Genomic DNA, 22,882 nt, shown 5'->3' with positions numbered 1-22,882 from the left:
CATCATAAATACTTGAAAACCGTTTCTTTTGGAACGGTTTTTTAATTTCAGTAGATAAAATGGTTTATGAAATATTACAGAAATATATTTACCGCATTAATTTTTATTACAAGTACGAATCTTTTATTGTCACAGGTGAAACCACTGGATGCGGAATTAACGAACTATCAATATCCTTTTGAAGTTCAGTTTTTAAATTTCAAATCTCAGAAAAACGATTTGAGAATGGCCTATATGGATGTACAACCAACAAAGCCAAACGGTAAAACCATAATGCTTCTTCATGGTAAAAATTTTAACGGAGCTTATTGGGAAAAAACCGCCAAAGACCTTTCAGATAATGGTTTCAGAGTGATTATTCCGGATCAGATAGGATTTGGAAAATCTTCGAAGCCTCAAAGTTACCAGTTTTCATTTTCGCAGTTGGCAGAAAATACAAAAGCCATTTTGGATAAATTACAAATCGATAAAATTATTGTTTTAGGACATTCGATGGGAGGGATGGTTGCAACAAGGTTTACTTTACAATACCCCGAAAAAGTCGAAAAATTGATCTTGGAAAATCCAATCGGATTGGAAGATTATAAAACGTTTGCCACTTATCAAACCATTGATCAGGCATATCAGTCAGAATTAAAAAATACCGCAGAAACTTACAAAAATTATCAGCTTAAATTTTATTATGATAATAAATGGAAAGCAGAATATCAACCCTGGTTAGACTTAATTGCAGGATGGACGTTGCATCCTGATTACCCGAAAGTTGCATGGGATGCAGCCTTAACTTCAGATATGATTTACAATCAGCCGGTTTGCTATGAATTTAAAAACATAAAAGTTCCCACTTTGCTCATTATCGGAACAAGAGACAGAACAGCAATCGGGAAAGACCGCGCTCCAAAAGAACTGCAGCCCAAAATGGGGCAATATCAGGAATTAGGAAAGAAAACACAACAACAGATTGTTGGTTCCAAGCTAGTCGAAATTGAAAACGTAGGTCACCTTCCGCATATTGAGGTCTATGATAAATTCTGGAATGCGCTGTATGAATTTATTAAGTAAAGAAGCTTAAAGTTACATGATAGACGTTTATATAAAGGAATGGAAAATTATAAATGCGTTTTTTGTGCAAAATTCTCCTCTTCTGGAGGGGTGGCGAAAATTTCCTGAAATTTTTGAGGGGGTGGTTTTAAAATGCATCCTTTTTAGCCCCGATTGAAGTAAAAATCCCTTTTTTGAAAAAAAAAGATTGCAGCGGAAAGCGGGAAAAAGCTCCAAATAATAGTAATTCAAATAAAAAGAGACCGCTAAAAATTAGCAGTCTCTTTTCGTATGTATTGTTGTCTGAATTATTTCTTCTTGTAAGCAGCGTCTTTAATTCTCGCTTTTTTACCTCTAAGGTCTCTGAAGTAGTAGATTCTAGATCTTCTAACTCTACCTCTTCTGTCAACTTCGATTTTTTGAAGAGCCGGCATGTTGATTGGGAATACTCTTTCTACACCTACATCACCAGACATTTTTCTAATCGTGAAAGTTTTTGTAGAACCAGTACCTCTCAATTGGATAACTGTTCCTTTGAAGAACTGAGTTCTTGTTTTTTGTCCTTCTTTAATTTCGTAGTAAACAGTGATCGTATCACCCGCTTTGAATTCAGGAAATTCTTTTTTTGTAATGTACTTGTCTTGTACGTACTTTAATAAATCCATTATTAATAAATAAAATGTTAAAGCTAAGCAACTTACACGGACTTCGTCAGAGGTTGAATAACAGGTTGCAAATGTACAAAACATTTTTGAAATTTTCCAAACAATTTTATATTAAATATGATGAAATTTTCAATCCGTTTTTCGGTTCAGATTTAATATTTCCTTCAACTTCCCATCAGATACAGTTTACATGTGAATTCTACTTTTGCACGAATATAAAATCAGACAATAAAAATTTCGATAATTCATTGATATACAATTTTTAATCTCAATAAATCTAATAAAAAGTAAACTAAAAATGAAACATTATTTTTTCTTTTTCCTTTTCGTCGTCCAGATGGCTTTTGGGCAGGCTTTGTATCCTTACTTACAAAATCCTACACCAACTTCCATGATCATCAACTGGAAAACCTCTTCTAATAATGAAACCACCGTTTTTTACGGAACCAGCCCAACCAATCTGAATGTCACTTTTACAGGAACAACGAATATTTTTTCAGATACAGGGTATAACAACAATTATTTTTATCACACAGCAAAAATTGCCAATCTTCAGCCCAATACAAAATATTATTATAAAATTAAAACAGGAACCAGCGAATCTGCGGTGTATAATTTCCGAACACTTCCTTTACCGGGACAGGCGGCAACAGCCAACGGAAAAATTCGTTTTCTCATCATGGGAGACAACCAGATTAAAGCAGAACCGAGATACGATACCTTAACTTTAAATGCGTATAAAAAATTAAAGGAAAAATTCGGCGCAGCTTCTGATCCTTCAGATAATATTGCTTTGACCTTTATGGTTGGAGATCAGGTAGATGTGGGAACTTTGGATCATTACGAAAATGTTCATTTCAAAAAAAATATTAATTTATCGCCTTATCTTCCGATTCAGACTACAGTGGGAAATCACGAAACATACGGAAGTCTGGGAATGAATTCCTATTATGCACATTTTTACATCGATGAAATTCAGTATAAAAACATTAGCTCAGGAAACGAAAATTACTATGCGCAACAGGCTGGAAATGTTTTGTTTATAAGTTTAAGTTCCGAACATACCGGTTCTGCGCAAATGACTTGGCTGCAACAGGTATTAAATGCCGCAAACGGCGATTCTACGGTCGACTGGATCATTTCTCTTAGCCACAAACCGTATCAGGCGGAACAATATGTAGGAGACATTTCTACGTGGGTAAGAAACAGTGCCGTTCCGCTTTTAACCTCTTCTTCAAAGTATTTAATGCACGTCGGAGCGCATCACCATTTATACCACAGAGGTCAGTTGAAAAATACGCCCAATTACCAGATTATTTCCGGAGGAGTTGCATGGGATCAGTACTGGGGAATGTCGACGGAACAGGATTTTGATGATGTTCAGAAAACATTAACAGACTGGACGTACCAAATCGTGGAAGTAGATGTAAACACAGGAAAAGTAGATGTGGAATCTTATTCCATCGGAGGGGTTTATCATAAAAAATATAATGAGCTGATTGATACATTCCACCGCTATAAAAACCAGCCAAAACCTGCAAAACCTTCTATTTCCAATACATTTACGGCGCCGGTTACATTGCCGTTAACTTTAAACGGAAGTGCATTTTCAAGCTCAAACGGAGAATTGCTGAATACCACTCAGTTTTTAATTAGTAAAGCTGCCGATTTTTCTATTATTGAAAAAGAATTTTACAGAGATTACGAAAACTGGTTCGGAAAAGACGGAAATGGAACTCCCGATATCACGAAAAACCTGAATGCAGGAGTAGACATTACCAAAGCGACCATTGCCGCCAACTCAATAACCAACGGAAACTATTATGTAAAAGTGCGTTACAGAGACCGAAATATGGAATGGAGCGAATGGAGCGATGTAAAACAGTTTACAGTAACCGGAAGTGTGGTTTCCAACCCTACATTTACTTTGAACAAAACAGAATATCTTCAAAACGAGCCCATTATTGCCAATTTTACAGACGGTCCCGGAAATAATCAGGACTGGGTAGGAATTTATAAAAAAGGACAGAATCCTTCTGCCGTAACTTCTCAGGCTTTCATGTACACTAACGGACAAACCGCAGGAACAGCCACTTTCCCGAACGGAATTGCTGCCAAAGGTCAGTATTTTGCAGGTTTTTTTGCCAATAACGGATATACAGAAATTACACCGAGAAAAAATTTTTACGTAGGTCCGAAAGTTAATTTAAGCACAACTTCAGATGTTTATCCTGTAGGTGGAACTGTAACCGTAAATTTCTCCAACGGACCGAATTTAAACAAAGACTGGATCGGAATTTATAAAATGGGACACACGCCCGGAACCATAAATTCTACTCAGTGGAGTTACGTTACAACGGCTTCGGGAACGCTTAATTTTACAGGTCTTGCCAAAGGATATTATTATGCACAGTACTTCTTAGAAGACGGTTATACAACAGTTGGTGAGAAAGTTTTCTTTAAAGTAGGGGATGTGGTAACCGAACTTTGGATCAACAAGCCGGTTTACAGTTTAGGAGAAAATATCACCGCTTCATGGACGGATTCTCCGGGAATCATCAAAGACTGGCTCGGAATTTATCCTCAGAATATTTCGGTTCCGGATGATCAGTTTGTTTCGTATACTTATTTTAACGGAATTACACAGGGAACCAAAACAATCACCGGAACAGCAGTTCCTGCAACGCCGGGAAATTATTATATGGTGATGTTTACCAACGATTCTTACACGGAAGTTTCAAACAGAGTTCAGTTTCAGGTAACCGGAACATCTTTAGGAACAGAAGAAACAAAAAGTACAGAAAAAAATGTGGTGCTTTATCCGAATCCTACAAAACCGGGTGAACCAACTTTCATAAAAAGTGATTATCCGATCGAAAAAATAGAACTTCTTTCTGCCAACGGAGACCTTTTATATCAGTCGAAAAATGTTAATAACCAGCGTTTTTCTCTGGTCAACGAAAATCTTCCGAAAGGAGTATATTTTGTAAAAGTATACACAAGAAAATTATTTACCTTAAAATTAGTCATTCAGTAAGACACTTCATTTTTCATATAAAACAACAAAACGGGCTTAGAAAAGTCCGTTTTTGTTATTTTGGTAATATTCAGATCAATTATATATTCACCCATCGCTCATCAATCATCAATTATCGCTCATTCAAATTGGAGCTGTTTCCAGCTTTCGCTACTCGCTTTTTTTGTTTTCGGCGGCTGCGGAGCAGCCGCCGAAAACAAAAAAAGAGCTCAGACATGCCGCTCAATCTGGGCTAAAACATTCTCCGTAGCTAAATATTTGACGTTAAAATCAATCATCAGTAGATTTCAGTGCCCATGCAATCAGCGGAGCCTGCATAAAAAGTCTTCCCAATCTTTGATTGTCCGTGTTCAGTCCAAAAGAATCCCTTCTGTTTTTATACTGAGCAATATTTCCTGGGAAAACAGCTGCAAAAAATCCGGCTACAATTCTTCCCATATTTTTCCTGTATTTTTTAGGAGTCGCAATCATGGCTGTTCCTAAAGCGATTTCAGCAACTCCCGAATAAACAACAGTATCATCTTTATCCAGAGGAACCCATTCCGGAACCTGCGCCTGAAACTCTTTCCTTGCGAAAGTAAGATGTCCTATTCCTGCGGTAATTAAAAATGCGCCGAGTGCAATTCTTGAAATATTTTTTGCTTCCATAATATAAATATTTGTGGGGTGATGATGTAGACTATCCAAATTTCAGACCACGAAAAAAATCAAAAAATCCTGAACACCGGATATATGAGAAAAATTATTAAATTTAGCCAACAGAAAAATCTAATATTTCATGATAGATAAAAGAGTAAAAAATGCAAAGGAAGCCATCGAAGGCATTAAAGACGGAATGACATTAATGTTAGGCGGATTCGGACTTTGCGGAATTCCTGAAAACTCAATTAATGCTTTGGTAGAGAGTGATGTAAAAGACTTAACCTGTATTTCAAACAACGCCGGAGTAGACGATTTCGGTTTGGGATTACTGCTTCACAAAAGACAGATCAAAAAAATGATTTCGTCTTATGTGGGAGAAAATGCAGAATTCGAAAGACAGATGCTTTCAGGAGAACTGGAAGTGGAACTTACTCCACAGGGAACTTTGGCAGAAAAATGCAGAGCGGCACAGGCAGGAATTCCCGCTTTTTACACACCGGCAGGTTTCGGGACGGAAGTAGCGGAAGGAAAAGAAGTAAAAGATTTCAAAGGAAAACCCCACATTCTGGAATATGCTTATGAAGCGGACTTCTCAATTGTAAAAGCATGGAAAGGAGATCACGCCGGAAACCTTATCTTCAAAGGATCGGCAAGAAACTTCAATCATCCGATGGCGGGAGCAGGAAAAATTACTATTGCAGAAGTAGAGGAATTGGTAGAGCCGGGAGAATTGGATCCCAACCAGATTCATATTCCGGGAATCATGATTCAGAGAATTTTTCAGGGTGAGAAATTCGAAAAAAGAATCGAGCAGAGAACCGTTAGAAAAAGAGATTAATTTTAAATTTCTTCATAAAAATAATACCCCGAAATCAACATTCGGGGTAATTTATTTTAGTTATAAAGCCTAATTGTCATTTAGGAAATAATAATGAAAAGAGAGTAAAGAATAAGGTTATCAATTGTCATTAGCCATTATGAACAAAAGTGAAGAATCTCACAATCATATCAACATCCATCATCCCGCTTCCAACTTCCATCTCATCTACACCAAAGTTTTTCTCTCCCCAATTTGCTGTCTCCACATGGCATAATACAAACCTTTTTCTTCAATAAGATTAAGATGGGAGCCGGTTTCTACAATTTGTCCGCGTTCTAAAACGTAAATTCTGTCGGCGTGCATAATCGTGCTTAAACGGTGTGCAATAAGAACCGTAATCTGCTCTTTTTCCTTTGAAATTTCTTTAATGGTTGTGGTAATTTCCTCTTCGGTAATACTGTCCAGTGCAGAAGTAGCTTCATCAAAGATCAGTAAATGAGGTTTTCTCAGTAATGCTCTTGCAATCGCAATTCTCTGCTTTTCACCGCCGCTTAGTTTTAGTCCGCCTTCACCAATCACGGTATTAATTCCGTTTTCAGCACGTTCCAAAAGCGCGGTACAGCTTGACTTTTTTAAAGCCAATTGCAGATCTTCTTCCGTTGCAGAAGGGTTTACAAACAAAAGATTTTCTTTAATAGTTCCTGCAAAAAGCTGAGTGTCCTGCGTTACAAATCCGATCTGGTTTCTCAGCTCATCAAAATCAAATTCTTTTCCGTTGATATTGTTGTATAAAATAGAGCCTTCCTGCGGCCTGTATAATCCCACCAACAGTTTTACCAAAGTACTTTTTCCCGAACCGCTTGGTCCTACAAAAGCAATGGTTTCTCCGTTTTTTACATTAAAGGAAATAGAACTTAAAGCCTTATAATGCGCAGTCTGATGCTGAAAAGAAACTTTTTCAAACTCAAGCTCCTCAATAGCTCCGATTTTCTTTGGCGTTAAAGGTTTCGGTTCCACTTCTTTTTTCATCACCCGGTCGAAATTATTCAGCGAAGCCTGAGCTTCACGGTAAGAAATGATGATATTTCCAATTTCCTGCATCGGTCCGAAAATAAAGAATCCGTAAAACATTAACGATAAATACTGTCCCGGAGTTACAATATTTTTAAAAATCAATAATAATAAAGTGAAAGTAATGGTCTGCTGTAAAAAATTAACCAGAGTTCCCTGTACAAAACTCAGGGAACGGATACTTTTTACCTTTCTCAGTTCCAGATTCAGAATTTTATAGGTATTGTTGTTCAGACGTTCAACTTCCTGATTGGTCAGTCCTAAACTTTTTACGATCTCAATATTTCTGAGACTTTCCGTGGTACTTCCCGCAAGATTGGTTGTTTCGGTAACAATATTTTTCTGAATGGTTTTTATTCTTTTACTTAATAAATTCGTTACCACTGCAATAAAAATAATTCCCACTACATAAACCGGCATAATCGACCAGTGCAGACGAATTGCATACACAGAAACGAAAATGATACTCACTAAAATTCCAAAGAAGACATTAATGAAATTATTGATAAACTTTACAGAATCTTCACGTACTTTCGTTAAAATAGAAAGCGTTTCACCACTTCTCTGGTCTTCAAATTCCTGAAAAGGAAGCCTCATCGAATGCTTCAGACCGTCCGTAAAAATTTTAGCCCCGAATTTCTGAATAATCACATTCACCACATAATCCTGAAACGCTTTGGCGATACGGCTGATCATCGCAGTACCGATTAAAAGCCCTAAAAAGTAGAATACACCATGGTAAATATCTGTTCCGTAGAGATATTCTTCCATATTTCTCGGAAGGGTTTTCTCTTTATCGAAAAAATTGGGATGGGTAACAAGTTTGTCTAATATATTCCCTGTAATGGCAGGTGCAAATAAAGAAAATACCTGATTTACAGCAGCTAAAAACAGCGAAATAATAATCAGCCATTTGTAAGGCTTGAGGTAATGTAATAAAATTTTCATCGGTTAAATTAAGGCATACAAATTTACAACAATTTAAGAAGTAACATTTATCATAGGATAAGAAAGAAAATTATTTCGTAATTCTGAAAAAATGGCTAATTTGGCGGGATAAGATTAAGCTATGCTGACTAAAGAACAAATTGCACAAAGAATTTCAAGAGAAGTAAAAGACGGATATTATGTAAATTTAGGAATCGGAATTCCAACCTTGGTTGCCAACTACGTTCCGGATAATCTTTCGGTAGAGTTCCAGAGTGAGAACGGAGTTTTGGGAATGGGACCATTTCCTTTTGAGGGAGAAGAAGATGCAGATGTCATCAATGCCGGAAAACAGACGATCACGATTTTAGACGGAGGTTCCTTCTTCGATTCGGCGTTCAGTTTCGGAATGATCAGAGCACAGAAAGTGGATCTTACCATTTTGGGAGCCATGGAAGTTGCCGAAAACGGAGATATTGCCAACTGGAAAATTCCGGGGAAAATGGTGAAAGGAATGGGAGGTGCAATGGATCTTGTAGCTTCTGCGGAAAACATTATCGTAGCCATGATGCACGTGAATAAAGCAGGAGAAAGTAAAATTCTGAAAAAATGCTCACTTCCTTTAACCGGAGTAAACTGCGTGAAAAGAGTGGTCACTGAATTAGCCGTTCTAGATGTTACGCCTCAGGGTTTTAAGCTTATTGAAAGAGCTCCGGGAGTTTCTGTGGAGCACATCATACAATCTACAGAAGCCGATCTGATTATTGAAGGAGAAATTCCGGAAATGCAGTTTTAGCACAATAAAAAAATAATCCGTCTCATAAAGGCGGATTATTTTTTTGAATAGTATATTAATAAGCTGGGTTTTGCGGAAAATTTTTATTCTGATTAAGATCTAAAACCGTCTGCGGAATAGGTCTTAAAATTTTCTTGGCTCCGTTATTACCATTGAAGTTAGAAGCACTTGTAATTTTATAATTGTACTGTACAGTTCTTGTAATAAGAGTTCCTGTACGCTTAAGATCAAACCATCTGTTGTATTCTCCAAGCATTTCTCTGCCGCGTTCATCAAGAATATAATCGATGTTAAATTCTGCCGGTGTAGCATCCGGAACTCCCGCTCTTACTCTTACTGCATTCAGTCTTAAAAGTCCTAAAGCAGAATTTCCTGATTTCAAATAGGCTTCTGCTGCAATAAGATACGTATCTGCAAGTCTTGAAACAATAATATCTCTCGTACTTACGGCTCCCGTGCTGGATGGAGTTGAAGGGGAAGGATCATCAAACTTTTTCACAGGAATGGTCTGGTAATCCAGATTCTTCACCAAAGTATAAGCTGCATCAAAAGTTCCTTTGTCGTGGTAAACAAATCCCGGAGCGAGTTTTGAAGCATTGGCAGACAGCCACGCTGTTTTATCTGCTGCGGTATACCATAAAGGTTCATAAAAATGTTTAATTCTCAGCGTAGATTTATCTGCTACTCTGAAAAAGTCGTAATATCTTTCATACACAACGTTCATAAAGGTAGACTCCCATCTCAGATCTCCTTTTTTAAATAAATTCAATGCGTAAGATGTCGGGCAAAGATTATAACTTCTTAACGGAGCGTTACCATTGGTTTCTGCACCGCCAAGATATGAACTGAAATAGTAAAACTGCTTGTTTCCAAGGGTAGTAGGAGATGTACTGGTAGAAGCAAAATCATACTGTACAGAAAAAATAGTTTCAGCATTAAGATCTTTACCGGGATAAAATAAATCAGCAGGGGCAATTGTTAATCCCTGTCCTGCGATGGCTGCATCTGCATACGTTGCCGCAGTTGCAAAATCTGAAGCCGAACCGAAAGTCTCATAGCCTCGGGTAAGGTATACTTTTGCCAAAAGATCATTCACTGCTCTTTTATTAACTTTTCCGCTGGTAGAATAAGCTTGTGTTCCTACCGCTGCAAGTGAAGCTTTCAACTCATTGATGATGTACGTATATACTTGTTCTGCTGAATTTCTGTCAAACTGAAGAACTGGCAAAGTAAAGTTCTCTTCTACAATCGGTACTCCGCCATACGTCTGCACCAGCAGAAAATATGCATTGGCTCTTAAAAACCTTGCTTCTCCCACCAATACCGGAACATTGGCAGTCTGTTCTGTAATTTTAGAATAGTATACAGTCTTGTTTACCGCCTGAATAAGCTGATAACAGGATGTATATAACTGATCCACACCTTCTGAAGCGGGAATAAGTTGAGTATATTGGCTGAGACCTGCCGGTTCCGGCGTTCTTCCTTCCGCATACATATCTGTACCCGCTACAAAAAGCCACGGATCTCCACCATAGATACTTTTTAACCATGCATAATCGGTGTTCACAAGTAACTGAAACCCTACCGCAGTCTTATAGGCGTCGTCTGCAGGAGCATTAGACAAACTTTCTTCTTCGAGAAAATCGCTGCAGGAATTGAAAATCGAGGCGGCGAAAATTAATGTTAAGAATATCTTTTTCATGATTGTAGAATTAAAATTTAGCACTTAGTCCTAATTGTGTAGTAATTGAAGCCGGTCTGTTGATCCCGATATTTGCGGCTGCCCATTCAGGATCATATCCGTCGAATTTGGTAAATACAAAAGGATCGAGAACATTAATGTAAACTCTGAGATTGCTCATCTTTATTTTGCTGAGGAATTCCGAATCAAAAGTATATCCAAGCGAAATGTTTTTTACCTTCACAAAAGAAATATCTCTGTAATACCCGAATCCTGTAGACCAAAATGCTCCTGCTCCTGTTGCAACCGGACCCGGTCTTGGATTAGTTGTATTAGCATTAGCTGCAAGTCCTGCACTATTAGTTGGTACAAAATATTCCATCGCCATTTTCTGACGGCCTCTGTCTGAAACATCGGCAAAATTTTGATGAAAAGTACTGAGAACCGTTTGTCCCTGACTGGTAATAATAGAAAAATTGAAATCGAATTTCCCTACCGTAAGTCTGGAGTAAAAACTTCCCTGCCATTTCGGAACCGAACTGCCGATAACCGTTCTGTCATTTGCATCAAATTTTCCGTCGCCGTTAAGATCTTTCGGACGTGCCATTCCCGGAGCCTGCCCGTAAGCGGCTGCCTGCGCTGCCTCACTTTCCTGCCAAACTCCGTCGTACACATAATTGAAATTCGGGTTTAAGCTGGAACCTAAAATAAGAAGATTTCCCTTATCGCTTACCTGATCCTGATTGTAAATGGATTCGAGTTTATTTACGTTTTTCGTAAAGGTAAAAGTCGTCTCCCAGTTTATGAGTTTACTTTTAATATTTTTTGTGGTCAGTAATACTTCAACCCCTTTGTTGCTTACAGATCCTACATTCGAGTAGGTATATTTAATCCCCATTTCTGCGGGAAGCTGTTGTCTGTAGATCAGATTATCGGAAAGTCTGTCGTATACATCAACAGTACCGCTGATTCTGTTTTTTAAAAATCCGAAATCCAGCCCGAAATTAAGCTCCCTTGTTTTTTCCCATGTAAGGAGCGGATTCGCGAAAACGGAGGATTGTAATCCCGGAACGAGTGTACTTCCATTAGCATAAAAAGTCTGCTGATCCAGTAATGCAAGCGACTGATAAGGTGCAACATTGTCGTTTCCGGTATATCCGATACTTGCTCTTAGTTTTAATTCTGAAATAGAAGATACATTTTCAAGAAAAGATTCCTTACTTATTTTCCATCCCAATGCTAGAGAAGGAAAAGCAGTCCACTTATTGCCGGTGGATAATACCGAGGAACCATCCCATCGGGTAGATGTCGTCAATAAATATTTATCTTTAAACCCGTAATTCAGTCGTACAGCATAAGAATTAAGAGTTCTCTTCATGTAAGGAGCCGCCTGAAGCTGATAACTGCTCTGAAGTCCGAAGCCCAGATTATAAAATTCAGAATTAAAAGGCTGTCCGTTAGAATAGCCATAGGAAGATTCCTCTTCACTAGAGTAAATACTTTGCAGCAACAATAGACTTACATCATGAACATCTTTAAAAGTATGTTTTATATCAATCTGATTATCCCACGTATAATTGAAATTTTCAGTTTTGCCTACAGAAGCAGAGTTGAGTCTGTTAAGCGCAATACCTACATTTGTTTCCGCTGTGTTGGAGATTCCAAGTCTTGAGTTTGAAAATCCGGCAGAAAATGTAGTTTTTAAAGAAAGCCATTTTTTAGGCTGATATTGAAAAAATAAATTTCCCAAAGTCTGCCACACCCTTTCATTTTGTCTGGAGTTGGCAATTTCCAGAAGAGGGTTGATGGTACTTGTTTTATTAATTGCCCAGGATCCGTCCGGATATGTAAGTTTTCCGGGTAATAAAAACAGTTGTCCCGGAATATCGTTTCCATTTGCATCTACTGCGTAAGGCGAAATAAGCGGACTGAAACTGAATGCCGATCTCATGGCGAGATCACTTCCGTATTCTGTAACAGTTCTTGCAACCGTTATATTAGCACCAGTTGTAAATTTAGAATTGATCTTATGATTAATTCCCAGTTTAAAAGTATACTTGTCGTTAGAATCATTGGCAATAATCCCTTCATTTCCCTGAATACCGAAAGATAAATTATATCCCAGTCCTCCTTCAGACCTTCCCGAAACATTAATGTAATGATTTTGGGTAGAACCCGGCTGAAGTACCGCATCATACCAGTCGAAATTATAACCGTTATTGGCTCTCTGTACAAGAAGAGGACTCTGGTTTCCGGCAAGTGTTGCCAGTTGTGCAGGAGTCTGGGTCATAGGATTTGCGCTGAGATATGCTGCCTGATGAAAGCGCCACCATTCTTCTCCGGACATCATTTTCGGTAAACGGGCGGCAGTTCTTACACCATAAGAAGTTTCCAGAGAAACACTTACTCCGGATTTTACGGTAGCTCCGTTTTTAGTGGTTACCAAAACCACTCCGCTCGCTCCTCTGGAACCGTATATTGCAGCAGAAGAAGCATCCTTAAGAATATCCATTCGGGCAATATCCTGAGGATTCAGAAAATCGATATTATCCGTAGGAACTCCGTCTACAACATATAATGGATTTCCGGATGAGATGAGAGAATTATTTCCGCGGATCGTCATTTTAAAACCATCGCCCACTCTCCCAGAATTCGAAGTTATCTGTACTCCGGGCATACTTCCCTGAATACCTTCCAGTGCACTTGTAGTATTTCGTTCTATAATTTTGTCGGTACTTAAAGTATTTACAGATCCTGTAAGATCTGATTTTTTAACGCTGCCGTAACCTACCAGTACAATCTGCTCGATGCTTTTCGTTTTTTCTTCCTTTAGCGGAACCGCAATAAAAGAACGGTTGTTCACCGGGATAATCTGCGACTGAAATCCTTCATTTTCAATAGAAAGCGAAGACTGATCCTTAAGCAGTTTGATGATGAAATTTCCTTCAGCATCTGTAGTAACAGAATTTTCTGTACCTTCTTCCTTCACCGTTGCGTTAGGAACAGGAGCCTGCTTGTTGTTAGTAATCTTTCCGCTTACCTCTTTACCCTGCTGCGCAAAAACTGCTACAGAGGAAAACAGAAACAAAACAGCAAGCTTTTTTCGAATCAGAAAGCCGGATTTTGCTATTTTTTCAGATGACATAATTTTAGTTTTTTTTTGAATTAAATGTTTTTCTTTTCAATAAGAATCAGAGCTTAGCTACTTCCCGAAATTCTGTTGAAAAAACGAATTAAAAACTTTTGTGTAATCGATTGCGCAATTTGATTTTATTATCTGGCTTCTATATTAAACTTTTTTTAATAAAAATTTTATTTTTTTTAATATAATGTTAACTTTAAATTTTAAATAATTGATATTCAGTAATTTATTTTATTAATTGTGTATTTTAAAATGTGATTTTTGTCATGTTTTATAAAATATTCTTCTTTTTAAATCTCCCAAAATCAATAGCAAGAAGGATGTTTTTTCTTAATTCTGTGAAAAAAGAAACATTTGAAAAAGTAAAAATGATTAAAAAAAAAGATCTTGCAAAAATTAGAGTTATTTTTCAGTTTCATGTTAAAATTCGTCTAACATTTCCACAACATTTTTAATGTCCTAAAAGTTCAGAATAATAACGATACAAGAATCAATAGGAGAAGGCTTTATTTCATTTTAACAATTAGGAATCAATTGGCTTTAGTCTAAACTTATCAGCATTTAAATTAAAAACAATTTAGATCACAAATCTTTGTAATGAACTAAGTCTAATATAATTAATTAACGTGAGTTCGGGATAAGTCTTCTTAACCGCAATGGTTAAACAAATAGATTCAATTATCAGGAATTCAGCTTTTAAGATATACAAAGTCATAGAACTTATCAAAGTAATACCATTTTGTCTGAAGGTTAATTAATGAAATGCAATATTTTGATTATCAGTTAGTTTTTAAAAAAAAACCGTGTAAATCTTTATCAGACATAAAAAATCCATCCTGCAGTCTGCAAGATGGATGGTATTTTTGTATTAAAAGAGAATAAAGTCTCAGTTAGCGTATATTATTTACCGTCCTGAGCTCCGAAAACCTTCTGCAAAATACTTGTGGTTCTCATGGCAGGCGTATTTCGGATTCCGCTTTCTTTTTCTGCCACCATTTTGAAAACCCCGTTGATGGTTTCTGTGGTTACATATTCATTAAGATCTGTGGTTACAGCCTGTCCGGTAAAAGTATTGTATTTAGAAATAATATTGCTCCAGACTTTATCGGCTCCCACTTTTCCCAGTGAAGCTTTTACTTTTGGCTGAAACGCTGTAAATAATTGCGATTGAGTTTTAGTCTGTAAATAGTTTGTCGCTGCATTATTACTTCCCAGTAAAATATTTTTAGCATCGGTAATCGTCATTGAAGTAATCGCTTTCGTAAAGATCGGGGCGGCTTCCACTACGGCATCTTCTGCAGCTCTGTTGAGTAATTTCACTCCTTGGTCTGCAAGACTTCCCAACCCGATAGAGCGTAAAGTAGTGTCGATTTTTCTCAGTTTTTCGGGCATTAAAATTTTTACAGCTTCATTTTTCAGGAAACCGTCCGTTACGCCTAATTTTTTCACGCCTTCATTTACACCGAGACTCAGAGCTTCCTTTAGTCCAGAAGAAATTTGAGTTGATGTAAGACTTCCCAGATTAACGGATGATGCTGTTGTTGTCGTTTTTGGCGTGGTTGTGGTTCCGTTGGTTTGAGCCGGAACTTTAGGATTGTTAAGATCAATTCCTGTCTGATCTTTCACGGTAGATTTTATAACATCTAAAATTTGTGCCTGTGCGGAAACTGAAAATAAAAGTCCGCCTATCAAAAGAAATGTTTTTCTCATCGTTTATTTTTTGCAAAATTAGATGTTTTGTTTCTTAATAAGTTAAATCATCTTTAAAATTTTCAGAAAATAAGTATATTCGCTTAAATCTTAAATCCACAAAATGCAGCGTTTTTTACTGATTCTTTCTGTGCTTTTTTCAAGTCTCTTTTTTACTCAAACCAGATTAAATTTAATTCCCTATCCGCAAAAGGTTGAATTAAAAACAGGGAATTTCGAGGTAAGCGGGAATACACTTTTCGTGGGAGACAAAAAATCGAATGAATACAAATATTTTATGGATAATTTTAAAAAAATCTATCCAAAAAATTCATCTCAAAACATAAAAAAAACAAAGCCAAATTTTATTTCGCTACTGTTAAATAAAGATTTAAAAACTGATAATAAACGAGAGTTTAATTCAAATTACATTATAAATATCAGTAACGAAATGATTATGGTTATTGGAAAGAATCCTGAAGGTCTTTTTCAAGGCATTCAAACTCTTTTACAATTAATAAAAACTTCAGAAGACGGAAAAATTCCCGCTCTCGAAATCCAGGATTCCCCAAAATTTCAATGGAGAGGAATGCATTTGGACGTTTCCAGACATTTTTTCACCGTTGAAGAAGTGAAACAATACATCGATTATCTCGCCATGTATAAACTGAATACGTTTCACTGGCATTTAACGGACGATCAGGGTTGGAGAATTGAAATTAAAAAATATCCGAAATTAACGCAGATCGGTTCAAAACGTAAAGAATCGATGATCGGAGCGTATGTTGATAATACCTTCGACGGAAAACCTTACGGACCTTATTTTTATACGCAGGATCAGATTAAAGAAGTCGTAAAATACGCTCAGGAAAGACATATTACCATAGTTCCGGAAATAGAAATGCCGGGTCATGCTTTGGCGGCACTTTCTGCGTATCCTGATTTAGCCTGTACAAAAGGATCTTTCGAACCTGCCACAAAATGGGGCGTTTTTGATGATGTTTTCTGTCCGAAAGATGAAACTTTTACCTTTTTAGAAAATGTTTTAGATGAGGTAATCGGTCTTTTTCCTTCGCAATACATCCACATCGGAGGCGATGAATGCCCGAAAACAAGATGGAAAGAATGCGCACATTGTCAGGAATTAATCAAAAAAAATAACCTGAAAGATGAACATGGCCTGCAAAGCTATTTCATCCGAAGAATTGAAAAATACGTGAATTCAAAAGGCAGAAAAATTATCGGTTGGGACGAAATTCTGGAAGGCGGACTGGCTCCAAATGCGGCAGTAATGAGCTGGACAGGAATTAAAGGCGGGGTAGAAGCTGCCAAATCCGGTCATTTTGCCGTCATGACTCCCGGTTCTTACTGTTATTTCGATCATTATCAGGGAGATCCGGCGACAGAACCCAATGCTTTCGGAGGATTTACGCCTTTGGATAAAGTCTATTCTTACAATCCGATTCCTGAAGAACTGAATGCTGAACAGGCAAAATATATTTTAGGAGTTCAGGCAAATTTGTGGACCGAGTATATTCTTGATTTCAACCACGTTCAGTATATGATTTTTCCAAGATTATTAGCGCTTTCGGAAGTAGGTTGGGGAACTTCTGATCCTAAAAATTACAAAGAATTCGAAGGAAGAGTAATTAATGAATTCAAAAATCTGGATAAAATGGGAGTGAATTACGCCAAAAGCATTTACAATGTTTCAGGGAAAGTAATTCCTTCTGAAAATGGGGTAGCTTACGAACTTTCAACCTCTCAGAATCCTGATGGAATACGATATACAGTGGATGGAACAGATCCTTCTGCCAATTCTCAAAACTATAAAAATCCTGTTCAGATTTCAAAATCAATGACGGTTAAATCTGCCTATTTCGAAAATGGACAGCTTAAAAGCGCTGTATCTTCCCAAATTTTCACGATATCCAAAACAACCGGAAAAAAAATTACATTAGAAGAACAGCCAAGTGAAAATTATTCTTTCGGCGGAGCTTTTACTTTAATCGACGGAATTACTGGAAACCAAAAACAATTGGGAAAAACATGGCTCGGTTTTAATGGAAAAGATGTGGTGGCAACCATTGATTTCGGACAGAAAACGCAGTTTTCGGAAGTCTATTTCAATACTTTAGACAACAAAGGAAGCTGGATTCATTTCTCTAAATCGGCTCAGATTTTTGTGTCAGACAATGGAACAGATTTTAAGTTAATCAAAGAAGTCGGAAAAGAGGAAATCCTTTCTGCAAATGGAAAAATTAAAGTTAACGTAGGAAGCCAGAATTCAAAATATATTAAGGTGAGAATAGAAAATGCAGGCATTATTCCTGCGGGAAATCCGGGCGCGGATTCTAAAGCTTGGCTTTTTGTTGACGAAATTGGCGTAAATTAGCCTTAGAAATTTAATTATGCAGGATTCAGTGCTTTCTTCAGAATTTACTTCCTCTCCGGAACTCGTGGAAAAGCTTTACCAATACGGAGTAACGAAAACTTATCAGGAAGGTGATATTATTCTCGATGAAAATTCGTCCATCCGTTCTATTCCGATTGTAATGAAAGGGATGATGAAAGTGATCCGTACCGAAGAAGACGGGAGGGAAATTCTTCTGTACTACATCAAAGCCGGAGAAAGCTGCATTATGTCTTTTCTGGGCGGAATGCACAACGAAAAAAGCATCGTAAAAGCGGAAGTAGAAGAAGATACCGAAATCCTGTTTCTGCCTGTTGACAAGGTTTCATTGTTTATTAAAGAATATCCCGAATGGCTCGATTATATTTTCAGGCTGTACCATAAACGTTTTGAAGAACTCTTGGATATCATCAATGCGATCGCTTTCAAAAAAGTAGATGAAAGACTTCTGAATCTTCTTAACAAAAAATCTGAAATTCTGAATTCCAAAACCATCGTCATCACCCACGAACAGCTTGCCAATGAACTCGGAACAGCCAGAGTCGTTGTTTCCCGACTCCTGAAACAGCTTGAAGATTCCGGAAAACTCCAGCTCGGACGAAATAAAATTGTGATTTTAGAAGATTAGACAAAACTCTTCGCAATCTTATCTAAATGAATAGTTTATACTTAGCTTGTCGAAGTAGCTTCGTGAATTTAAAAACATTGAGTAGTCAAGAAAATCTTAGCGAATTTCGCGATCAAAAAAATCTTAAGATTCTTTCAACATAACAACTAAAGTAAAAATTTTCGCAAACTTAGCATTAAAAAGCCGTTCTGTAACAAAAGTAGCGGTACACCTTTCCCGATATCTTCAATTTTGCAACATAAAGTTGAAAACATGGAAATTTTTGGATATCTCGCTTCTGTTTTAATAGGAATTTCGTTAGGTTTAATCGGTGGTGGCGGAAGCATTCTTACCGTTCCCGTTTTGGTTTACCTTTTCGGATTAGACGCTTTTCTGGCAACAGAATATTCCCTTTTTATTGTCGGAATCAGCAGTGTGGTAGGTTCAGTTTCCTATTTTAAAAAAGGTCTGGTAAATTTAAAAACCGCCCTTGTTTTCGGCATTCCGTCCATTATTTCCATTTTCCTGACGCGAAATTATATTGTACCCTTAATTCCCGATGAAGTTGTTACGGTCAGCAATTTTGTGGTAACCAAAGATATTCTATTACTTTTAATTTTTGCAGGATTAATGATTTTAGCTTCCTACAAAATGATTCAGAAAACTACAGATTGTGTTACTGAAACATCAGATTTACAGAAAAACAGTACCCTTTTGGCAGCAGGAGAAGGATCTGTTGTCGGAATTTTAACAGGTTTAGTCGGAGCAGGAGGCGGATTTATGATCATTCCCGCTCTTGTTAATCTCCTCAAAACCCCAATGAAAGCAGCCATCGGAACTTCGTTGGTTATCATTTCGCTCAATTCCCTCATCGGATTTTTCTCATCAATGAATACTGTGAAAATCGATTGGAAATTATTAACCACCATTTCATCAATTGCCATTGTAGGCATCATCATCGGTTCGCAGTTATCCAAAAAAATCGACGGAAAAAAACTCAAACCTGCTTTCGGATGGTTCATTCTCGTGATGGGAATGTACATCATCATTAAAGAACTTTTTTTGTAGTTTTTTCTTTATTAGGGCAACTGTTTGCGCCTGTAGTTTATCCTGAGTTTATCGAGAAGGGCTCCCAATCTTTTTGTTTTGTAAAAAACAAAAAGAGCTCCACTCAGGTCGGGCTGCGAAAGATTCGGGAGAAAAAAACATCAAAGTTTAAATTTCTGAATGTAGAAAATAAAATATCATAAAGTCCAATCATTTAAAAGTGTTAGCATCATTGTGATATTCAAAAAAGCGTAGTAGTTAAAAAATCTTTGGATACATAGTGTTTTAATGTGAGTTTGATGTAAAAACAGGACAAAAGTATCAATAGGAATGGGCTTCAGCTCATTTTAATAATCAAGAAAACAGTGGGGGCTTTAGCCAGAACTTGTACTAAATTTCGATTAAAGTTAATTTTAATTAAAATACATGAAATTCAATCTCTTATAAGCGTTAGCGGCTTCGTGAACCCCAAAAAATTACAATATTTAAAAAAATCTTCGTGGTCTTTGCGTTAAAAAAAATAAAAACCCTTCTGTAACAAAAGTAGCGGTACAGAAAATCCCAAACCCTGAAATTTGTATCAGAAAAAATAATTAAAATTTAAAATCATAAAAAATGAAAATAGAACAGATTTATACAGGATGTTTAGCGCAGGGCGCTTATTACATTGTTTCTAACGGTGAAGCGGCAATCATAGATCCATTAAGAGAAACGCAGCCTTATATTGAGCGTCTTATAAAAGATAACGTTACCCTTAAATACATTTTTGAAACCCATTTTCATGCAGATTTTGTCAGCGGACATCTCGATTTAAGCAGAAAAACAAGCGCACCCATCGTTTACGGTCCCACTGCAAAACCGGAATTTGAAGCCATCATTGCAGAAGACAATCAGGTTTTTGAGGTAGGAAATATAACCATAAAAGTTCTTCACACACCCGGTCATACCATGGAAAGCTCATCTTTTCTTCTGATGGACGAAAACGGCAAAGAAACAGCCCTTTTTAGCGGAGATACTTTGTTTTTAGGTGATGTAGGCCGTCCCGATCTGGCACAGAAAGCAGCAAACATGACGCAGGAAGAATTGGCAGGCTTACTTTATGAAAGTCTTTACAGCAAAATTTTACCTTTGAATGATGATATCACTGTTTATCCTGCACACGGAGCAGGTTCTGCATGCGGAAAAAATATGCAGAAAGAAACGGTAGACTCACTTGGAAATCAGAAGAAAACCAATTACGCCTTGAATCAGAAAGATAAGGAAAGTTTCATCAAATCGGTTACAGACGGACTTCTTCCGCCTCCTGCGTATTTTGGAATGAACGTGGCAATGAACAAAAAAGGCTACGACAGTTTCGATGAGGTCTTGTCAAAAGGTTTACAGGCATTTTCTCCTGACGAATTTGAAGAAATGGCAGAACATTCTGGTGCTTTGATTTTGGATGTACGAAATAACGAAGACTTCGCAAAAGGATTTGTTCCACAATCCATCAATATTGGACTGAATGGCGATTTTGCACCTTGGGTCGGATCTTTGGTAGTGGATGTAAAACAGCCAATTCTGCTCATTACCAATGAAAATGAAGAGGAAGAAACCGTGACCCGATTAAGCCGTGTAGGATTTGACAATGTTCTCGGATTTTTAAAAGGTAGCTTCAACGCATGGAAAGACAGCGGAAAAGAAATAGATTCCATTAACAGAATTTCCGCACAGCAATTTGAACAGGAAATTAAAGAAAAAGAAGCGAAAATTATTGATGTCCGAAAAGAAAGTGAATACAATGCAGAACATATAGATGAAGCATTTAACAAACCTTTGGCATACATCAACGATTGGATAAGCTTAATCGATCCTACGGAACATTTCTATTTACATTGTGCAGGAGGTTACAGAAGTATGATGGCTGCAAGTATTCTTCAGGCAAGAGGCTACCGTAATTTTAGTGAAATTGAAGGCGGTTTCAGCGCCATTTCCCAAACAGGGATTCCTGTAAGTGATTTTGTATGTCAGACTAAAGTTTTAAAATAGATTTAACAACAAAGGAGACGAAAGATCTTTGAAGATCCAAAATCAGGCAGAATAAAAATCAACAGAGTTATTTTAAAAAGAAAACTTAGCGTTCTTGGCGTTTAAATCCAAAAATAGGTCAATTTCTGCTGAAGTCGATTTTATTTGCAATCTTTACATCAAACTCACGTTAAAATCATTAATCAGAATATAAAACAGTTTTAATACAAATACTTAATGTTAGAAATCATAAAAGAACCTTGGCCGTGGTACGTTGCAGGGCCATTAATCGGGCTTACTGTTCCTGCTTTGCTGATTTTGGGAAATAAATCTTTCGGGATCAGCTCATCACTCAGACATATCTGTGCAGCCTGTATTCCTGCGAATATCGGCTTCTTTAAATACGACTGGAAAAAAGAACTCTGGAATTTATTCTTCGTTTTCGGAATTTTTTTAGGCGGAATGATTGCCGCCCAATTTTTAATGAACCCAGAAGAAATTACCGTTAACCATAATCTCAAAACAGAATTAGCAACCTACGGAATTACGGATTACAGCAATCTCGTTCCTACACAACTCATGAATTTTACCAGTCTTTTTACAGTAAGAGGATTTATTATGATGGTGGTCGGTGGCTTTTTGGTAGGTTTCGGGACGCGTTACGCGGGAGGATGTACAAGCGGACACGCCATCATGGGACTTTCCAACCTTCAGGGCGCTTCCTTGATTGCAACAATCTGCTTTATGGCAGGAGGTTTTCTAATGGCAAATGTTATTCTGCCAATAATTCTTTCACTTTAAAATTTAAAAATGAAACAGGAAAAAGATAGAAGACATCAGGACAGTATTTGTACCAACGAAAGTCAGCTTCATCACAAATGGTACCACAATTTAAAATATATGATGGTAGGAATATTGTTCGGGATCATCTTTGTAAAGGCAGAAATTATCAGCTGGTTCAGGATTCAGGAAATGTTCCGGTTGCAGTCTTTCCATATGTACGGCGTTATCGGAAGCGCTATTTTAACAGGAATGATTTCCGTATTGATCATTAAAAAATTTAATATCAAAACCATTTATGGCGAAAAAATTTCTATTGCTCCGAAGAAATTTAATAAAGGTCAAATTTACGGCGGACTGATCTTTGGATTTGGCTGGGCGATTACAGGAGCCTGTCCCGGACCGCTTTTCGCACAGATCGGAACCGGAGCTTTTGCCGTAATCATTACTTTGCTGAGTGCCATTTTCGGAACTTGGGTGTATGGATATTTCAGGGAAAAATTACCTCATTAATTTT

General features: G+C 37.2%; 16 protein-coding genes. 10 read left to right on the top strand and 6 right to left on the bottom strand.

All coding sequences use genetic code 11. The features are described from left to right. The first annotated feature begins 66 nt into the window (after positions 1–66). The gene (locus H6W53_RS08740; RefSeq protein WP_185206148.1) at positions 67–1,062 is read left to right on the top strand and encodes an alpha/beta fold hydrolase; all 996 of its coding nucleotides are present in this window, start codon (positions 67–69) and stop codon (positions 1,060–1,062) included. A gap of 287 nt (positions 1,063–1,349) precedes the next feature. Here H6W53_RS08740 and rplS read toward each other — a convergent pair whose 3' ends face one another. After that, on the bottom strand, positions 1,350–1,706 hold the full coding sequence (gene rplS, locus H6W53_RS08735) for a 50S ribosomal protein L19 (protein ID WP_034709455.1): 357 nt from the start codon (positions 1,704–1,706) through the stop codon (positions 1,350–1,352). A 298-nt stretch (positions 1,707–2,004) separates the two neighbouring features. Here rplS and H6W53_RS08730 point away from each other — a divergent pair, with 298 nt between their 5' ends. Beyond that, positions 2,005–4,743 (top strand): fibronectin type III domain-containing protein, encoded by a 2,739-nt coding sequence (locus H6W53_RS08730; protein WP_185206146.1) that lies wholly within the window; start codon positions 2,005–2,007, stop codon positions 4,741–4,743. A 270-nt stretch (positions 4,744–5,013) separates the two neighbouring features. Here H6W53_RS08730 and H6W53_RS08725 read toward each other — a convergent pair whose 3' ends face one another. After that, positions 5,014–5,391, bottom strand: coding sequence for a hypothetical protein (locus H6W53_RS08725; RefSeq protein WP_076393154.1), 378 nt, complete (start codon positions 5,389–5,391; stop codon positions 5,014–5,016). Between the two features lie 130 nt (positions 5,392–5,521). Between H6W53_RS08725 and H6W53_RS08720 the strand changes: the two genes are divergently transcribed. Continuing rightward, the gene (locus H6W53_RS08720; protein WP_029297233.1) at positions 5,522–6,223 is read left to right on the top strand and encodes a CoA transferase subunit A; all 702 of its coding nucleotides are present in this window, start codon (positions 5,522–5,524) and stop codon (positions 6,221–6,223) included. Positions 6,224–6,430: 207 nt separating this feature from the next. Here H6W53_RS08720 and H6W53_RS08715 read toward each other — a convergent pair whose 3' ends face one another. Beyond that, positions 6,431–8,224 carry an ABC transporter ATP-binding protein gene (locus H6W53_RS08715; RefSeq protein ID WP_185206144.1) on the bottom strand — a complete coding sequence of 598 codons (1,794 nt, stop codon included), beginning with the start codon at positions 8,222–8,224 and terminating at the stop codon, positions 6,431–6,433. Between the two features lie 121 nt (positions 8,225–8,345). Between H6W53_RS08715 and H6W53_RS08710 the strand changes: the two genes are divergently transcribed. Then, positions 8,346–8,999 (top strand): CoA transferase subunit B, encoded by a 654-nt coding sequence (locus tag H6W53_RS08710; RefSeq protein WP_185206142.1) that lies wholly within the window; start codon positions 8,346–8,348, stop codon positions 8,997–8,999. Between the two features lie 55 nt (positions 9,000–9,054). On the opposite strand, the gene H6W53_RS08705 is transcribed toward H6W53_RS08710, so the two are convergent. The 3 genes from H6W53_RS08705 to H6W53_RS08695 form a co-directional block, all read right to left on the bottom strand. Continuing rightward, the gene (locus tag H6W53_RS08705; RefSeq protein ID WP_185206140.1) at positions 9,055–10,701 is read right to left on the bottom strand and encodes a RagB/SusD family nutrient uptake outer membrane protein; all 1,647 of its coding nucleotides are present in this window, start codon (positions 10,699–10,701) and stop codon (positions 9,055–9,057) included. 10 nt (positions 10,702–10,711) lie between these two features. Next, entirely contained in the window at positions 10,712–13,825 is a 3,114-nt protein-coding gene (locus tag H6W53_RS08700) for a SusC/RagA family TonB-linked outer membrane protein (protein WP_185206137.1), read from the bottom strand. Positions 13,826–14,722: 897 nt separating this feature from the next. Next, positions 14,723–15,532 (bottom strand): DUF4197 domain-containing protein, encoded by an 810-nt coding sequence (locus tag H6W53_RS08695; RefSeq protein ID WP_185206135.1) that lies wholly within the window; start codon positions 15,530–15,532, stop codon positions 14,723–14,725. A 103-nt stretch (positions 15,533–15,635) separates the two neighbouring features. Between H6W53_RS08695 and H6W53_RS08690 the strand changes: the two genes are divergently transcribed. The 6 genes from H6W53_RS08690 to H6W53_RS08665 all read left to right on the top strand — a co-directional run bounded on the left by H6W53_RS08690 (position 15,636) and on the right by H6W53_RS08665 (position 22,878). Then, positions 15,636–17,906, top strand: coding sequence for a family 20 glycosylhydrolase (locus H6W53_RS08690; protein WP_185206132.1), 2,271 nt, complete (start codon positions 15,636–15,638; stop codon positions 17,904–17,906). 16 nt (positions 17,907–17,922) lie between these two features. Then, positions 17,923–18,552, top strand: a complete 630-nt coding sequence (locus H6W53_RS08685; RefSeq protein WP_185206130.1) for a Crp/Fnr family transcriptional regulator — start codon at positions 17,923–17,925, stop codon at positions 18,550–18,552. A 252-nt stretch (positions 18,553–18,804) separates the two neighbouring features. Beyond that, positions 18,805–19,599 (top strand): sulfite exporter TauE/SafE family protein, encoded by a 795-nt coding sequence (locus H6W53_RS08680; protein WP_185206127.1) that lies wholly within the window; start codon positions 18,805–18,807, stop codon positions 19,597–19,599. 594 nt (positions 19,600–20,193) lie between these two features. Continuing rightward, positions 20,194–21,606, top strand: coding sequence for an MBL fold metallo-hydrolase (locus H6W53_RS08675; protein WP_185206125.1), 1,413 nt, complete (start codon positions 20,194–20,196; stop codon positions 21,604–21,606). A 216-nt stretch (positions 21,607–21,822) separates the two neighbouring features. Continuing rightward, positions 21,823–22,386: a YeeE/YedE family protein gene (locus H6W53_RS08670; protein WP_185206123.1), complete on the top strand. Its 564-nt coding sequence runs from the start codon at positions 21,823–21,825 to the stop codon at positions 22,384–22,386. Positions 22,387–22,395: 9 nt separating this feature from the next. Beyond that, positions 22,396–22,878, top strand: a complete 483-nt coding sequence (locus tag H6W53_RS08665) for a DUF6691 family protein (RefSeq protein WP_185206121.1) — start codon at positions 22,396–22,398, stop codon at positions 22,876–22,878. The last annotated feature ends 4 nt before the right edge of the window (positions 22,879–22,882 follow it).

The sequence above is a fragment of the Chryseobacterium sp. C3 genome (genome assembly GCF_014218905.1).
GTDB classification, from domain to species: Bacteria; Bacteroidota; Bacteroidia; order Flavobacteriales; family Weeksellaceae; genus Chryseobacterium; species Chryseobacterium mucoviscidosis.
The sequence above is the reverse complement of the archived record's forward strand: the minus strand, read 5'-3'. Positions and strand labels throughout refer to the sequence as shown.

Excerpts from the sequence above, each read along its gene's own strand:
- H6W53_RS08725 (WP_076393154.1), bottom strand. The coding sequence starts at position 5,391 with ATGGAAGCAAAAAATATTTCAAGAATTGCACTCGGCGCATTTTTAATT.
- H6W53_RS08700 (WP_185206137.1), bottom strand. The coding sequence starts at position 13,825 with ATGTCATCTGAAAAAATAGCAAAATCCGGCTTTCTGATTCGAAAAAAG.
- H6W53_RS08705 (WP_185206140.1), bottom strand. The coding sequence starts at position 10,701 with ATGAAAAAGATATTCTTAACATTAATTTTCGCCGCCTCGATTTTCAAT.
- H6W53_RS08670 (WP_185206123.1), top strand. The coding sequence starts at position 21,823 with ATGTTAGAAATCATAAAAGAACCTTGGCCGTGGTACGTTGCAGGGCCA.
- H6W53_RS08720 (WP_029297233.1), top strand. The coding sequence starts at position 5,522 with ATGATAGATAAAAGAGTAAAAAATGCAAAGGAAGCCATCGAAGGCATT.
- H6W53_RS08715 (WP_185206144.1), bottom strand. The coding sequence starts at position 8,224 with ATGAAAATTTTATTACATTACCTCAAGCCTTACAAATGGCTGATTATT.
- H6W53_RS08685 (WP_185206130.1), top strand. The coding sequence starts at position 17,923 with ATGCAGGATTCAGTGCTTTCTTCAGAATTTACTTCCTCTCCGGAACTC.
- rplS (WP_034709455.1), bottom strand. The coding sequence starts at position 1,706 with ATGGATTTATTAAAGTACGTACAAGACAAGTACATTACAAAAAAAGAA.
- H6W53_RS08695 (WP_185206135.1), bottom strand. The coding sequence starts at position 15,532 with ATGAGAAAAACATTTCTTTTGATAGGCGGACTTTTATTTTCAGTTTCC.
- H6W53_RS08675 (WP_185206125.1), top strand. The coding sequence starts at position 20,194 with ATGAAAATAGAACAGATTTATACAGGATGTTTAGCGCAGGGCGCTTAT.
- H6W53_RS08740 (WP_185206148.1), top strand. The coding sequence starts at position 67 with ATGAAATATTACAGAAATATATTTACCGCATTAATTTTTATTACAAGT.
- H6W53_RS08690 (WP_185206132.1), top strand. The coding sequence starts at position 15,636 with ATGCAGCGTTTTTTACTGATTCTTTCTGTGCTTTTTTCAAGTCTCTTT.
- H6W53_RS08730 (WP_185206146.1), top strand. The coding sequence starts at position 2,005 with ATGAAACATTATTTTTTCTTTTTCCTTTTCGTCGTCCAGATGGCTTTT.
- H6W53_RS08665 (WP_185206121.1), top strand. The coding sequence starts at position 22,396 with ATGAAACAGGAAAAAGATAGAAGACATCAGGACAGTATTTGTACCAAC.
- H6W53_RS08680 (WP_185206127.1), top strand. The coding sequence starts at position 18,805 with ATGGAAATTTTTGGATATCTCGCTTCTGTTTTAATAGGAATTTCGTTA.
- H6W53_RS08710 (WP_185206142.1), top strand. The coding sequence starts at position 8,346 with ATGCTGACTAAAGAACAAATTGCACAAAGAATTTCAAGAGAAGTAAAA.